Raw genomic sequence first — 14,962 nt, 5'->3', positions numbered from 1 at the left:
GGAGCCTTATGATGAAAAAGCTGCTCGCCCCCGCCCTTCTCGCCAGCCTCATGATCGCCGCCCCCGCCGCCGCGCAGAAGCCGCTGCCGGCCAAGCTGCCCTTCTCGCCCGCGATCCGGGTCGGCGACATGCTCTATATGTCGGGCCAGATCGGCCAGGTGCCCGACGGCATGGACCCGCACAAGGAAGGGTTCGACGCCGCCGTCCGCAACGCGATGGATTCGATCGGCAAGATATTGAAGGACAATGGCCTCGACTTCGGCCATGTCGTCAAATGCACGGTGATGCTGGACGACATGGCCGACTGGCCGCGTTTCAACACCACCTATGTCAGCTATTTCGAGGGCAAGCGCCTGCCCACCCGCAGCGCCTTCGGCGCCGACGGCCTGGCACTCGGCGCCCCGCTCGAAGTGGAATGCCTGGCCTCGTTCAAATAGGCCAGCCGGGCCTCGCCTGGACCGTCATGGACAGGCGAACCTCCCGTCTTTCCTACACGCGCTTTTCCTGATCTATCCTGATGGATGGACCAGCCCCTCCCCAATCCACCCGTCCCCGAAACCCGGCGTCCCCGCCGTCAATGGACGCCCGAACGCCAGCGCCGCTTCCTCGCCGCGCTGCTCGAAACCAGCAATATCAGCCATGCCGCGCAGATGGTGGGCATGTCCCGCTCCAGCGCGCACCGGCTGCGCGATCGTCTGGCTGGGACCGGCTTCGACCGCAGCTGGGCCAGCGCGCTGGCGCTCCACGCCGCCCGTCTAGCCGATCCGCTCGCGCCGATCCGCCCGCGCAGGGGGCCGATCGGCCGGTAAATGTCGCCTCACTGTCGTTTCGCTGTCGCCTGACTGTCGCTTCGGCGTGACTTTAGTGTCGCGTCGGTGTCGCGTCGGTGTCGCGTCACCGGCGCGTTACAGGCGCGTTTCCGCCGAAATCGCCCGGAAATCGCGACGCAGAACACTGTGAACTTTCAACTGTCGCGTCGTTTCAGCCCCTTCCCTTCCCCCGCTTCGATCCCCATAGAGATCAGCCATGACCGACCAGCCTGCGCAAGCCGCCATCGAGATCCGCGACCTGACCAAGGTCTATAAGGGCGGCAAGCGCGCGCTCGACGGGATCAACCTCACCATCCCGCGCGGCCAGATCTATGGCCTGCTCGGCCCCAATGGCGCGGGCAAGTCGACCACGATCAACATCCTCGCCGGCCTCGTCAACAAGACCAGCGGCTCGGCCAGCATCTGGGGCTTCGACATCGACGCCAATCCGCGCAATGCGAAGAACAGCATCGGCATCGTGCCGCAGGAGATCGTCTTCGATCCCTTCTTCACGCCGTTCGAGACGCTGGAGAACCAGGCCGGCTATTATGGCGTGCCCAAGGACAGGCGCCGTTCGATGGAGCTGCTGCGCGCGGTCCATCTGGAGGACAAGGCCAATGCCTATGCCCGCACCCTGTCGGGCGGCATGAAGCGCCGGCTGCTGGTGGCCAAGGCGATGGTCCATTCGCCGCCGATCCTGGTGCTGGACGAACCGACCGCCGGCGTCGACGTGCAGCTGCGCCAGCAGCTCTGGGCCTATGTGAAGGAACTGAACGCGATGGGGGTGACGATCGTCCTCACCACCCATTATCTCGAAGAGGCCGAGGAGCTGTGCGACCGCATCGGCATCATCAACCATGGCCGGGTCATCACCGACAAGCCGACCCGCGAGCTGATCGCGATGGCGCAGGAAAAGGTGGTGCAGGTCACCGTCGACCGCGACATCGTCACCCCGCCGAGCGATCCCAGCTTCGAGAAGGTCGAACTGACCGACGAACGCACCCTCACCATCACCTATATGAAGAACCGCGCCAATGCCGGCCAGGTGCTGAGCGCGGTACAGGCCGGCGGCCTCGCCATCGTCGACGTCGTCACCCGCGACCCCGACCTGGAGGATGTCTTCCTCAACCTGACGGCGGCTGCCTAAAGAGACCCCGTTCGGTTCGAGCCTGTCGAGAACCGGTGCGCAGGGTTCTCGACAAGCTCGAACCGAACGGGATAGGGCAAAAGCCCGGAGAGTGAATATATATGCCCACCATCACCCATGACGTCGTCATCATCGGTTCCGGCGCGGCCGGGCTGACAGCCGCCATCAACCTCGCGCAGGACCGCAAGGTGGTGGTGCTGGCCAAGGGCGCGCTGGATGGCGGATCGACCAACTGGGCGCAGGGCGGCATCGCCGCGGTACTCGATGCGGGTGACAGTTTCGCGGCCCATGTCCATGACACGATGGTCGCCGGTGCCGGCCTCAACGATCAGGACACGGTCGAATTCGTCGTGTCCGAAGCCCCCGCGGCGATCGAGCGGCTGGCGGAACTGGGCGTGCCCTTCAATCCCAACGAAGAAGGGGATGGCGACGAGTTCGGCGAACGCTGGCATTTGACGCGCGAGGGCGGTCACAGCCATCGCCGCATCGTCCATGTCGACGACGCCACCGGCCACGCCGTGCAGGTCGCATTGCTCAAGGCCGCGCGCGCCAATCCCAACATCACCCTGATGGAGGATATGGTCGCGGTCGATCTCATCACCTCGCGCCATGGCGAGCGCTATTCGGGCGATGGCCATGTCTGGGGCGTCTATGCCTTCAACAAGCAGACCGGCCATGTCGACACGATCCTCGGCCGCGCGACCATCCTGTGCACCGGCGGCGCGGGCCGCACCTATCTCTTCTCCACCGCGCCAAGGGGCGCGACCGGCGATGGCATCGCCATGGCCTGGCGCGCGGGCTGCCGCGTGTCGAACATGGAGATGAACCAGTTCCACCCCACCTGCCTCTATAATCTGGAGGTCAAGAATTTCCTGATCACCGAGGCGGTGCGCGGCGAAGGCGGCCACCTGAAGCTCCCGCCCGGCGTGCCGGGCGGCGGCGAGCGCTTCATGCCCCGTTTCGACGCCCGCGCCGAACTGGCGCCGCGCGACGTGGTCGCCCGCGCCATTGACCATGAGATCAAGCGCCTGGGCCTCGACTATGTCCATCTCGACATCAGCCACAAGCCGCCCGAGTTCGTGAAGCAGCATTTCCCGACCATCTATGCCCGGCTGCTCGATCTCGACATCGACATCACCAAGGAACCGATCCCGGTCGTCCCGGCGCAGCATTATACCTGCGGCGGCGTCATCATCGACCTGGACGGCCGCACCGACCTGCCCGGCCTCTATGCCGCTGGCGAAGTGACCGAAAGCGGCCTGCACGGCGCCAATCGCCTCGCCTCCAACTCGCTGCTCGAATGTTTCGTCTTCGGCGAGGCGGCGGCCAAGCATATCCGCGCCCATTGGAACGAACTGCCCGCCCCGCCGCCAATCCGGCCGTGGGACGAAAGCCGCGTCACCAATGGCGACGAAGAGGTCATCGTCCAGCATAACTGGAAGGAAATCCGCCGCTTCATGTGGGACTATGTCGGCATCGTCCGCACCACCAAGCGGCTGGAGCGCGCCCAGCATCGCATCGACCTGCTGTCGAAGGAAGTCGATGAATATTACGGCAATTTCCGCGTGACGCCGGACCTGATCGAACTGCGCAACCTGCTGGAGGTCGCCCGGCTGGTGGTCCGCTCGGCGCTCCATCGCAAGGAAAGCCGGGGCCTCCACTACACGCTCGACTATCCCGAGACGCTGGCGCAAGCCGTCGACACGGTGCTGGCACCCTGACCCAAAAAAGAGGCGCGGCCGGGCAGCCGCGCCTTTGAAGGGAGGAGGAGCAAACGCCAGGGGCGTCGTCTCGCCGACCAAATTAGCGCCGACGCAGGCCGGCGCTTTGATCGAGGTCAAACGCCTTTGAGGAAATTGCCGAGCGCCGCATTGAACCGGGTCGGCTGGTCGGCCATCACGACATGGCCGCTCGGCCCGATCGGCATCAGCTTCGCGTCCTTCTTGGCCGCATAGGCAGCCCGGAAGCGCCGGGTGATCTCGACCGACTGGGCCTGGTCCGTGCCGACGGCATAGACCACCGACATCGGCACCCCGATCCGGCCGAGCTGGGGGCCAAGATCGGTATTGGCCAGGTCACGCAGCGCGGTGGCGATCACCTCCGGATTGCTGCCCTCCGCCCCCGGCGCCTGCGCGACGATCTGGGCGAGATAACGGCGCCCGGCCGCCGTGCCGGTGAAATATTGGCTGAGCTGGTCGGCCAGATAGCCCATGCCATTGGCGGTGCCGCCGACCATCGCCGCCCCGGCGGGTAGCATGTCGACCACCATCACCCGGCTGGCGAGGCCTTTTAGGCCCTGCATCATCGCCAGCGTGCCGCCCATGCTGTGCCCGACCACCGCCGGTCGCCGCAGTCCGGCGGCGGCAATATAGCGGGCGATCTCGTCCGCCACCGGCTGCACCACCGGCCCGCTGCCATTGGCGTCGGCGGCAAGGCCCGCAAAACCGCGGACATGGATCAGATGCCAGCGATAGCCCGGCATCTGCCCCGTCACGCCGTTCCAGATGCCCGGACCGCTGGCAAGGCCGGGGATCAGCAGCACGTCCCGGCCGCTGCCGCGCACCGTCACCGTGATCCGGCGCGAGGCAAAATCCGCCGCCAGTGCCGGCATCGCCCATCCCGCCGCCAGTGCGCCCGCGCCGCAGAGCAGGCTGCGTCGATCCATCAGTCCGTCCGTCATCCGCTCCCTATTGCCGCCCCGCCGCTGAACCGCAACTGAGCGCCGCTCCGCCGTTCAGACTCCTTACATCGCAATTGTGGAATCATTCGTCGCATCGTCCTTGCCTACAATGCGGGTCGCCGCGCCTTGTAACGGCTTGAAGCGCGGGGTTAGTGATGAGTTCGAATGATAGCAGGCGCGTCTCGTCGCGCCTTGTGCTTGCGGTGGTTGCCTTGTCCGCCTGCGTCGGCGCGCCCCCCCAGCCGGGTGCCCAGGCCAGCAGCGCGCGACCGAATAATCCGCCGCGCCAGACGGTGCAGCCCACGACCAACACATGGCCGATCAAGCAGGTCGCCAATCCCCCCGCCCCGTTCAAGGATATCGACCAGCGCGAGCAGCCCTCGCCCGCACTCGTCAGCGTGATCCAGAATCTGGGCCAGAGCTTCCGTGGCAAGGTCGGCATCGCGGTGCGCCGGGTCGGGGCGGACTGGACCGTCGCCTATAATGGCAATGCCCTGTTCCCGCAGCAGAGCGTGTCGAAGCTGTGGGTATCGATGACCTTCCTCGACGCGGTTGATCGCGGCAAGATCCGTCTCGCCGATTCGACCACCATCACGAAGAAGGATCTGACCCTGTTCCACCAGCCGAGCGCGGCGATGGTGGGATCGAGCGGCTGGACCACCACCTATTCCGACCTGATGCGCCGCGCGATGACGCAGAGCGACAATACCGCCAACGACACGCTTCTGCGCGCGGTCGGCGGGCCGGATGCGGTGCGCGGCTATCTGGCGCGCCGCCACATCGCCAATATCCGCTTTGGTCCAGGCGAACGCCTGCTGCAATCGACCACCGCCGGCCTCGACTGGCGGCAGGATTATTCGATCGGCCGCAATTTCTACGCCGCCCGCGCCGCGCTGCCCATGTCGGTGCGGCAGAAGGCGCTCGACAATTATCTCGCCAGCCCGCCCGATGGCGCCGCGCCGGCATCGATCGTGCAGGCGCTGGCCAAGCTGAAGGAAGGCGACATGCTCTCTTCCGCATCGGCACGCGTGCTGATGAACTTCATGGAGGAAGCCAAGACCGGGCCGCAACGGATCAAGGGCGGTGTCCCCCATAGCTGGACCTATATGCACAAGACCGGCACCGGGCAGGATCTGCCGCCGCGATCGACCGGCTATAATGATGTCGGCATCATGACCGCGCCCGACGGCACCAGCTATGCGGTTGCGGTGATGATCGGCAGCACCACCGTGTCGATCCCCGAACGCTGGCAACTGATGCAGGCCGTGTCGCGCGCGGTGGTCGCCAATCATGAGAAGCGCTAGAGCATTTTGAAGAAAATTAGAGCATCCTCCGATTCACCCTAATCGGAGGACGCTCTAAGGGTCAGAAGCGCCTGACGACGCCGACATAGAGTTCTGCATCGGGACTATCGTGGTTGAGGCCCAGATTGCCTCCGAAGTCGAACTGCATGTCGTCGCCCGCCTGCCAGCCCAGCGACAGCCCGGCCAGCGCCTGGGTGGCATGGCCATCGGGATCATCGTCGCGCATCAGCGACGCTTCGATCGATCCGGACAGGCTGTCGCTGATATCGAAGCCCAGCCCGGCGACGCTGCCATAGGCGAGATGCCTGCCGTCACCATCCTCATCGACCGCCGCATCCACTTCCGGCGTTGCCAGCAGGCTGAAACCCTGCCCCAGATCATAGCTGATCGGTACCAGCATCCCGGCGCCCCAGTCGCCATCGCCGATCGCGTCGCCGCCGGTCGGCAGGCTGGCATAGGGCATGACCGCGATCGAGAAGCCCGAACCATCGGGATTGCGCAGATTCTGCCGCAATGCGACGCGCATGTCGCCGATGCCGCTGTCCTTCTCGACCGCGCCGGTTACCCGATCGCGCGTGCGCACATGGCCAAAGGCGGTCCAGCCCAGTTGCGCTTCCAGGCTGTCGGTCAGGCCGATGCGCAGCAGCGCGTCGCCGAAGTTCACAGTGTCGATGCGGTTCTCCGCATCCTGCTCGCGGGTCCAGTCGCCCAGCCCCAGTTCGACCTGTACCTTGCCCGGCGCCATGGTGCAGGGCGGGGTATCAAGCCCCGGCCGGTCGGCGCAGAATTCCCGCTGGTCCTGCGCCCAGGCCGCACCACCCTGCGCCGCCATCGCCATCAGGATCGCCGCGCTCCATGCCCGCATCACATGCCCTCCCCTTCCCAATCTGTTTCCAGCGCAACGAAACGGATAGGAAGCAGCAAATATCCCGCACTGGCCTTTACTGTCCCGCTGCGGCACTAAGTCCCTAAGCCGCGCCCCTTTTCCTCGCTGCTCGACCGCGTGACGCCGCGCACCATCGATGAACTGGAATGCGCGCTGTCGGTGCTGGGCGCGATCCTGCTCGCCCATCTGCTCGGCGCCACCCATGTCTCCTGGGCCGCCTTTGCCGGCTATATGGTGATGCGCGGCCATGCCGCCGAAACATTGGCGCGCGGCGTGCTGCGGATTATCGGTACGGTCGCGGGCGGCCTGATCGCGCTGGGCAGCGCGCCCTTCATTGTCGGCTACTGGCCCGCCGCCGCCGCGGCGCTGGCGCTGATGGGGACGATCAGCCTCTATGCCGCGATCACCTCGCGCCGTTCCTATGCCTGGCTCTTCTTCGGCCTGACCTATGCCATGGTCGTGCTCGACAAGATCGAGCATCCCGCGATCGCCCTGCCCGAATTCGTCCAGACCCGCGTGCTCGAAACGCTCGCCGGTATCGCCGCCAGCCTGATCGTCAGCCTGGCCTCCACCCTGACTCTGCGCCGCCGCTGGCCGGCCAAGCGCACGCCCGCCGCGACCGGCGCGGGCTGGCACGGGGATTCGCTGCGCCACGCGCTGCAAGCCGGCGTGGCGCTGGCGCTGCTGGTGGCGCTCAATGCCTGGATTCCTGTGCCCGCGCTGGCGCAGGGCGCGATCATGATCATGGCGGTGATGCTGCTGCCGGTCACGGGCATCGGGTCGAGCGGCCTCGCCCCGGTCAGCCAGCGCATATTGCAACGGATGATCGGCTGCATCGGCGGCGCCCTGTTCGCGGCCTTCTTCCTGGTCGCGGGTGCCGACAATATGGCGCTGCTGCTCGGCGCCACCGCGATCGGCGTGATGCTGGGCCGGCATCTGGAAAATGGCGATCCGACCCATCGCTATGTCGGCACCCAGTTCACCCTGGCGGTGCTGGTGATGCTGGTGCCCGACCGATATGACCAGCTGGTGCTGGAACCCGGCGTCGAGCGGCTGATGGCGATCTTCATCGGCATGGCCGTGCTGATGCCGGTGCTGCTGGTCGGCCATCTGCTGAGCGGCCGGCGCGCCGACGAAGTGACCGCCCCGGCCAGCGGCGAGAGCGGCGGGGTATAAGCGGCGGCGGGCACTGGAGCGGCGGACCAATCCCCGCTATCCCCTGCCCCATGTCTCAGCAGAATCATCTCTATCTGGTCGACGGCAGCGGCTATATCTTTCGCGCCTATCACCAGCTTCCGCCGCTCACCAACCAGCATGGCCAGCCGGTCGGCGCGGTCTATGGCTATACCACCATGCTGTGGAAGCTGGCCGAGGAACTGGGCAAGGCCGAAGGGCCGACCCATCTGGCCGTCGTGCTGGACAAGGGCAGCCACACCTTCCGCAACGACATGTATGATCAGTATAAGGCGAACCGGCCGCCCGCGCCCGAGGATCTGGTGCCCCAGTTCCCGATGATCCGCGACGCCACCCGCGCCTTCTCGCTTCCCTGCATCGAGGAAGCCGGGTTCGAGGCGGACGACATCATCGCCAGCTACACCCAGGCCGCCGTGCGCGCCGGCTGGCATGTCACCATCGTGAGTTCCGACAAGGATCTGATGCAGCTGATCCAGCCCGGCGTCGACATGTACGACACGATGAAGAATGAGCGGCGGGGCGCCGACTATGTCATGGGCAAGTTCGGCGTGCTGCCCGAGCAACTGGGCGACGTGCTGGCGCTGATGGGCGACAGCGTCGACAATGTGCCGGGCGTGCCGGGCATCGGCCCCAAGACCGCGGCCAAGCTGATCACCGAATATGGCACGCTGGAAGCGGCGCTGGATGCGGCCCCTGCTATGAAGAAGTCGAAGATGCAGGAAAACCTCATCGCCCATGCCGACCTGGCGCGCCTGTCGCGCCGGCTGGTCGCGCTGCATGACAGCATGGACCTGCCAGAGCCGCTGGACGACCTGACCTTGAAGGGCATTCCCAAGGAGCCGTTGCAGGCCTTCCTGTCGCATCACGGCTTCAAGACCCTGCTCAACCGCCTCGGCGCGCCGGCCGCAGCGGTCGCCGTCGCCAGTGCAGCGGCTGCGACCAGCAGCGCCGACGCGCCGCCCCCCGCGGTAATCGAGGTCGAGCATCCGCCGATCGACTGCGCCCTCTATGAAACCGTCACCACGGTCGAGGCGCTGCAGGTCTGGATCGACGAAGCCCGCGCGCTGGGCGTGGTCGCGGTCGATACAGAGACCGATGCGCTCGACAGCATGGAATCGGGCCTGGTCGGCATCAGCCTGTCCACCGGGCCGGGGCGCGCCTGCTACATCCCGCTCGCCCATCGCTCCGCCGACGACATGTTCGGCGAAGTGCCGCAGCAGATCGCGCTCGACGACGCGATCCGCTTGCTCAAGCCCCTGCTCGCCGACGATGCGGTGCTCAAGGTCGGCCATAATATTAAATATGACCTCAACGTCCTCGCCCGCGTCGGGCTGGAGGTGTCGCCGATCGACGATTCGATGGTGATGAGCTTCAACCTCGACGCCGGCAAGTCGCTGGGCGGCCATGGCATGGACGAGGCGGCAAGCGTCCACCTCAATCACACCTGCATCAGCTTCAAGGAGGTGACCGGCACCGGCAAGAAGGCGATCAGCTTCGCCCATGTGCCGCTCGACAAGGCCACCGCCTATGCCGCCGAGGATGCCGAGGTCACCTGGCGCCTGTGGCACAAGCTGTCGGGCCGCCTGCCGGCCGAAGGCGCGACGCGGGTCTACCAGCTGGTCGACCGGCCGCTGATCCCGGTGGTGGCCGGCATGGAACGGCAGGGCATCAAGGTCGACCGCGAAGCCCTGTCCCGCCTGTCGGGTAGCTTCTCCCAGTCGATCGCTGGCCTCGAAGCCGAGATATACGAACTGGCCGGCCATCCCTTCACCATCGGATCGCCGCAGCAATTGGGCGTCGTGCTGTTCGATGAAATGGGCCTCAAAGGGGGCAAGAAGGGCAAGAGCGGCACCTACTCCACCGACGTCACCGTGCTGGAGAAGCTCAAGGCGGAAGGCTCGGCCATTTGCGGACTGGTGCTGGAATGGCGCCAGCTTTCCAAGCTCAAATCGACCTATACCGACGCGCTGCAGCAGCAGATCAACCGCGACACCGGCCGGGTTCATACCAGCTACTCGCTGACCGGCGCCCAGACCGGCCGCCTGTCCTCGACCGACCCCAATCTGCAGAATATCCCGATCCGCACCGAGATCGGCCGGCAGATCCGCCACGCCTTCGTCGCCGAACCCGGCAATGTCATCCTGGCGGCGGACTATAGCCAGATCGAGCTACGCCTGGCCGCGCACATGGCCGACGTGCCCGCGCTCAAGGATGCGTTCGAACAGGGCGAGGATATTCATAACCGCACGGCCATGGAATTGTTCGGTGAGGTCAATCGCGACACGCGCGGCCGCGCCAAGACGATCAATTTCGCGATCCTCTATGGCATTTCGCGCTGGGGCCTGGCCGGCCGGCTGGAAATCAGCGCCGACGAGGCGCAGGACATGATCAGCCGCTATTATGAGCGCTTCCCCGGCATCAGCGTCTATATCAACGAGACGCTGGAAAAGGCACGCGCCAACGGCTTCACCGAAACCCTGTTCGGCCGCAAGACCTGGTTCCCGCGCATCAAGGCGCCGGTCCAGCACGAACGGCAGGGCGCCGAACGCGCCGCGATCAACGCGCCGATCCAGGGCACCAGTGCCGACATCATCAAGCGGGCGATGGCGCGCATGGGCCCGGCGCTCGAAGCCGCCGGCCTGCCGCGCGTGCGCATGCTGTTGCAGGTGCATGACGAACTGGTGTTCGAACTGCCCGAAGCCGATGTCGAGGCCGCCAGCAAGGTGATCCGCCAGGTCATGGAAAGCGCGGCGGAACCGATGCTCAGCCTGTCCGTGCCGCTGGGCGTGGAAATCGGCACCGGTCCGAGTTGGGGCGCGGCGCATTGAGATATACCGCCCTCGCAATGCTTATGATGACCGCCTGTTCAAAAAATTCGGGCGATCCATCAGACGCTGCGAAGCAGGTATATACCGATTCCATCAAAGCTTTGGGTTGCGAGCTTGAGGATGTTAAGGCTGGGGCAGATCCACATCGTGAGGCTGATTTGGCGGCCAAGACCGGCGACAGGCGGTTTCTGGGCATAAACGGGATCACTCTCCTCGTTTCCACGCACAGAATTGGGCAATTGGACTTCGATCGCACATACGGCGAACTCGTCAGGAGAAACGGGATACGTGCGATTGAGGGCACATCCGATGTCTACGGATCGGATCGGCGCTGCTTTCAGTTGGGATCATATGAATATACGAAACATTACAACGAGCGCATGATCGAACTATCTGGTCTGGCGGACAAATGAGATCACCGATCTGGATAGACGGCTTGCAACGTTATTATTCATAGAAAAAGGCCGGCCCCATCGGGACCGGCCTTTTGCTCAATCGAACAGCTCTTCCAGAAAGCTCTTCCGGCGTTTCTTGGGATAGCCGCGCCCGTCGTCGCGATATTCGCGGTCCGGGCGGTAGCTCATCTGCGGCGCGGCGGGCGCCGGGGCCGGGGCCGGCTGGGCGGAACGCTCGATGATCTTGTCGAGTTCACCCCGGTCCAGCCAGACGCCGCGACATTGCGGGCAATAGTCGATCTCCACCCCCTGCCGGTCGCTCATGTGGAGCCCCACATGGCAGACCGGGCAGAGCATGGCCGACACGGTGGCCTGGTCACGCATGCTTATTCGCGCTCGCCGGTCAGGCTCAGCAGCATCTGGAACAGGTTGACGAAGTTGAGGTAGAGCGACAGCGCGCCCATCACCTGCATCTTCTGCGCCACCTCATGGCCGGCATAATAGAAATATTCCGACTTGATGCGCTGCACGTCCCAGGCGGTGAGGCCGGTGAAGACCACCACGCCGATGATCGAGATGACCATCGCCATGGCCGACGAGCCGATGAAGATGTTGATCAGGCTGGCGACGACGATGCCGATCAGGCCCATCATCAGAAAGCTGCCCATCTTGGTCAGGTCACGCTGGGTGGTATAGCCCCAGAGCGCCATGGCGAGGAACATCACCGCCGCCGAGAAGAAGGCCTGGGCGATGCTGCCGCCGGTGAAGACCAGGAAGACGCTGCCCAGCGACACGCCCATCACCGCCGCGAAGGCGTAGAAGGCGGTGCGCGCGCCAGCCGTCGTCATCTTGTCGATGCGGAAGCTGAAGAAGAAGACAAAGGCCAGCGGCGCGAAGATCGCGACCCACTTCAGCGGCGTACCATAGATGGCGGCGGCCAGCGCGGGGGTATTGCCTACCAGGGCGGCGACCAGGCCGGTAATGACCAGGCCGATGCCCATGTTGCGGAAAACGCCGAGCATGTGCGCGCGCAGGCCAGCATCGGTCTGCGCCGTCTGGCTGGCACCATAGCCCGGCATGCGTACGGGATTGTTCACGGCTTCACTCACTCCATCATAAATGTGGTTCGAGTGAGCCCGGTGCGGTCTCCTGCGGCAAAAAGAGGGGGGAATTGCCACAAAACCTGCACCGGGCGCACCCGATGCGGTCCGACATCGCGACCTGGATCAAGGGGGAAGAGATCCATGTCGCCAGAGGGGCCCGGTCCGCACAGCCAATATCGGGTCGCCCGGACGATCGCGCAAGGCGCCACCGCCCAAGCAACAATTTATTACATTTGCCGCGCCGCCCCGACGCTGCGGATGAAGTCCCACACGGCCGATGCGAAGGGCGGCTGCCGCTCGTCCTTCCACTCATCGACATGATCGTACATCCGCGTCACCCCCTCCATCATCGCCGGCGTGGCGATGGCGGTGAAGGGCGCGAGCAGCGCCTGCCATTCGTCATAAAGGGCCCCTGCCGCCGCGCTCGCCGGATCGAGCGGCAGCGCCGCCTCTATCCGGGTGGTGAGGTCAGCCCATTGCGCGCTATAGGCCGCCTGATCGAAATCGGCCGGCATCCTGGGCATCGTCTCGGCAAAGTCGGCCTCGGCCTGGGCGCTGATATAGCGGCCACTGACCGCCTTCCATTCTTCTTGCATGGTCATGCTTTCTCCACTGCGGATCAGCGAGCAAAGGGTCGCGGCATCGAGCGGCTCGCCACGGTCGATGCGGGACAAGGCGGTTTCCAGATGGCTGCGCGCCTGCGCCAGTTCCTGCGCCTGCGCGTCGATCGCCGCGACCTGCGCGCGCAGCAGCGCGCCAAGGTCGATCGGCCGGCCGTCGAACAAAGTCTTGATCTGGGCAAGGCTCAGCCCCGCCCGCTTGAGCGCCAGCAATTCGTGCAGCCGCGCCAACTCGGCCGGGCCGAACAGGCGCCGCCCCGACGCGGTGCGCAGCGGCGCGATCAGCCCGCGCGCCTCATAGAAACGCAGCGCCCGGCTGGTGAGGCCGGTGGCGCGGGCGACGGCGGCAATATCCAGAATCTCGGTCATGCCCCTTGCTACCGCTTGACCCAAGGTCAAGTTCAAGCGCTTTTTTGCGGTGCCCGCCCCGTTGACGATCGCGCCGTCTCGCGACATGGCTGGCGCCATGAGCCAAGACCAGCATAGCGACGCGCCCCTGCGCCTGTTCAACAGCCTGACCCGGTCGATCGAGCCGTTCGCGCCGATCGAGCCCAACCATGCGCGCGTCTATAGCTGCGGCCCGACCGTCTATAATTATGCCCATATCGGCAATCTGCGCGCCTATGTGTTCGTCGACACGCTGCGCCGGACCCTGCTGTGGAAGGGGCTGGACGTCACCCAGATCATCAACATCACCGATGTCGGCCATCTGACGTCGGATGCCGACGCCGGCGACGACAAGATGGAGGCCGCCGCCCGCGCCAGCGCCAAGAGCATCTGGGACATCGCGGCCCATTACACCGAAGCATTCAAGGCCAATATCGCCGACCTCAACATCATGGCGCCCAGCGAATGGACGGTCGCGACCGACTATGTGCCGCAGATGATCGAATTTGCGCAGAAGATCGCCGACGCGCATTGCTACGAACTGGACAGCGGCCTCTATTTCGACAGCAGCACCGTGCCCAATTATGGCGCGCTGGCCGGCGGTCGCGACGATGCTGCCCATGCCCGCATCGATCCGGTGGCGGGCAAGCGCAACGCATCCGACTTCGCGATCTGGCGCAAGTCGCCGCCGGGCGAGCAACGCCAGATGGAATGGGACAGCCCCTGGGGCAAGGGCGCGCCGGGCTGGCACCTGGAATGCTCGGTCATGAGCCAGGCGCGCCTGGGCCAGCCCTTCGACATCCATACCGGCGGCATCGACCATCGCGAGATCCATCATCCCAATGAGATCGCCCAGAACCAAGCCTATTGCGGCTGCACGGATGCGCAGCCCGATTTCACCGGCGCGCGCTGGTGGATGCACAATAATTTCCTGGTCGACCGGCAGGGCAAGATGTCGAAGTCGAAGGGCAGCTTCACCACCCTGTTCAGCCTGGTCGATGCCGGCGTGCATCCGATCGCCTATCGCCTGCTGTGCCTGGGCGCCCATTATCGCAGCGAACTGGAGTTTAGCGCCGATAATCTCGCCGCCGCGCTGACCCGCCTCAAGCGGCTGGTCATGGGCGTCGAGGGGCTGAAAAGCCGGGCCGAGGGCATCACCTGGCAATCAGTGACGCTCGATTATCTGCGTGCCAATCTCCACCCCAAGCTGGTGCCGCTGCTGGAGCAGTTCGACGCCGCGATCGCCGACGACCTGATGACGCCGCGCGCGCTGCCTTTGCTGGAGGAAGCGATCAGCATGAAAAAGGTGCCGGTGGACGAGAAGCTCTGCCTCATCGCCGCGTTCGACCAGGCGCTGGGCCTGCGCCTGCTGGACCTCACCCGCGCCGAGTTGCGGGTGCAGCCCAAGGATGCGCAGATCACGCCGGAAGAGATCGAGGCCGAACTGGAACGCCGCACCGCCGCCCGCGCCGAGAAGGATTTCGCCCTGTCGGACGAGATTCGCGACGCGCTGATCGCGCGCGGGGTCGAGGTTATGGACGGCGATCCGCTGCGCTGGGACTGGCGCCTGACGCTGGCCTGATGGCTTGACGCCGTCCTGGGTTCGACC

The 14,962-nt window shown here is 65.4% G+C and carries 14 protein-coding genes; 9 read left to right on the top strand and 5 right to left on the bottom strand.

Annotated features, from left to right (window positions below):
* Positions 1–11 precede the first annotated feature (11 nt).
* The 4 genes from AC13EK_RS19360 to nadB all read left to right on the top strand — a co-directional run bounded on the left by AC13EK_RS19360 (position 12) and on the right by nadB (position 3,677).
* On the top strand, positions 12–437 hold the full coding sequence (locus tag AC13EK_RS19360) for a RidA family protein (protein WP_004208119.1): 426 nt from the start codon (positions 12–14) through the stop codon (positions 435–437).
* Positions 438–521: 84 nt separating this feature from the next.
* The gene (locus AC13EK_RS19355; protein ID WP_483022361.1) at positions 522–809 is read left to right on the top strand and encodes a LysR family transcriptional regulator; all 288 of its coding nucleotides are present in this window, start codon (positions 522–524) and stop codon (positions 807–809) included.
* Positions 810–1,026: 217 nt separating this feature from the next.
* Positions 1,027–1,956, top strand: coding sequence for an ABC transporter ATP-binding protein (locus tag AC13EK_RS19350; protein WP_037507732.1), 930 nt, complete (start codon positions 1,027–1,029; stop codon positions 1,954–1,956).
* A gap of 101 nt (positions 1,957–2,057) precedes the next feature.
* Positions 2,058–3,677, top strand: a complete 1,620-nt coding sequence (gene nadB / locus AC13EK_RS19345) for an L-aspartate oxidase (protein ID WP_069335758.1) — start codon at positions 2,058–2,060, stop codon at positions 3,675–3,677.
* Positions 3,678–3,793: 116 nt separating this feature from the next.
* Here nadB and AC13EK_RS19340 read toward each other — a convergent pair whose 3' ends face one another.
* The gene (locus tag AC13EK_RS19340; protein ID WP_069335757.1) at positions 3,794–4,636 is read right to left on the bottom strand and encodes an alpha/beta fold hydrolase; all 843 of its coding nucleotides are present in this window, start codon (positions 4,634–4,636) and stop codon (positions 3,794–3,796) included.
* Between the two features lie 155 nt (positions 4,637–4,791).
* Here AC13EK_RS19340 and AC13EK_RS19335 point away from each other — a divergent pair, with 155 nt between their 5' ends.
* The gene (locus AC13EK_RS19335) at positions 4,792–5,940 is read left to right on the top strand and encodes a serine hydrolase (RefSeq protein WP_069335756.1); all 1,149 of its coding nucleotides are present in this window, start codon (positions 4,792–4,794) and stop codon (positions 5,938–5,940) included.
* 61 nt (positions 5,941–6,001) lie between these two features.
* Here AC13EK_RS19335 and AC13EK_RS19330 read toward each other — a convergent pair whose 3' ends face one another.
* A complete protein-coding gene (locus AC13EK_RS19330) occupies positions 6,002–6,805 on the bottom strand; it encodes a transporter (protein ID WP_069335755.1) in 804 nt (267 codons plus the stop codon).
* A 138-nt stretch (positions 6,806–6,943) separates the two neighbouring features.
* On the opposite strand from AC13EK_RS19330, the gene AC13EK_RS19325 reads away from it, so the two are divergent.
* The 3 genes from AC13EK_RS19325 to AC13EK_RS19315 are packed head-to-tail and all read left to right on the top strand — an operon-like array spanning position 6,944 to position 11,261.
* Entirely contained in the window at positions 6,944–8,002 is a 1,059-nt protein-coding gene (locus tag AC13EK_RS19325) for an FUSC family protein (protein ID WP_234791917.1), read from the top strand.
* 50 nt (positions 8,003–8,052) lie between these two features.
* On the top strand, positions 8,053–10,848 hold the full coding sequence (gene polA, locus AC13EK_RS19320) for a DNA polymerase I (RefSeq protein WP_069335753.1): 2,796 nt from the start codon (positions 8,053–8,055) through the stop codon (positions 10,846–10,848).
* Between the two features lie 17 nt (positions 10,849–10,865).
* Positions 10,866–11,261 (top strand): hypothetical protein, encoded by a 396-nt coding sequence (locus tag AC13EK_RS19315; protein ID WP_284113870.1) that lies wholly within the window; start codon positions 10,866–10,868, stop codon positions 11,259–11,261.
* A 78-nt stretch (positions 11,262–11,339) separates the two neighbouring features.
* Here AC13EK_RS19315 and AC13EK_RS19310 read toward each other — a convergent pair whose 3' ends face one another.
* The 3 genes from AC13EK_RS19310 to AC13EK_RS19300 all read right to left on the bottom strand — a co-directional run bounded on the left by AC13EK_RS19310 (position 11,340) and on the right by AC13EK_RS19300 (position 13,335).
* On the bottom strand, positions 11,340–11,627 hold the full coding sequence (locus tag AC13EK_RS19310; protein ID WP_069335751.1) for a TFIIB-type zinc ribbon-containing protein: 288 nt from the start codon (positions 11,625–11,627) through the stop codon (positions 11,340–11,342).
* A gap of 2 nt (positions 11,628–11,629) precedes the next feature.
* A complete protein-coding gene (locus tag AC13EK_RS19305; RefSeq protein WP_069335750.1) occupies positions 11,630–12,322 on the bottom strand; it encodes a Bax inhibitor-1/YccA family protein in 693 nt (230 codons plus the stop codon).
* A 251-nt stretch (positions 12,323–12,573) separates the two neighbouring features.
* Positions 12,574–13,335 carry a MerR family transcriptional regulator gene (locus AC13EK_RS19300; protein WP_069335749.1) on the bottom strand — a complete coding sequence of 254 codons (762 nt, stop codon included), beginning with the start codon at positions 13,333–13,335 and terminating at the stop codon, positions 12,574–12,576.
* Positions 13,336–13,432: 97 nt separating this feature from the next.
* Between AC13EK_RS19300 and cysS the strand changes: the two genes are divergently transcribed.
* Complete coding sequence (gene cysS / locus AC13EK_RS19295; protein ID WP_419183505.1) at positions 13,433–14,935, top strand: cysteine--tRNA ligase; 1,503 nt, start codon at positions 13,433–13,435, stop codon at positions 14,933–14,935.
* Positions 14,936–14,962: the final 27 nt, after the last annotated feature.

The organism is Sphingobium sp. L-44 (assembly GCF_056859495.1).
This window is presented reverse-complemented; position numbering and strand designations above follow the sequence as displayed.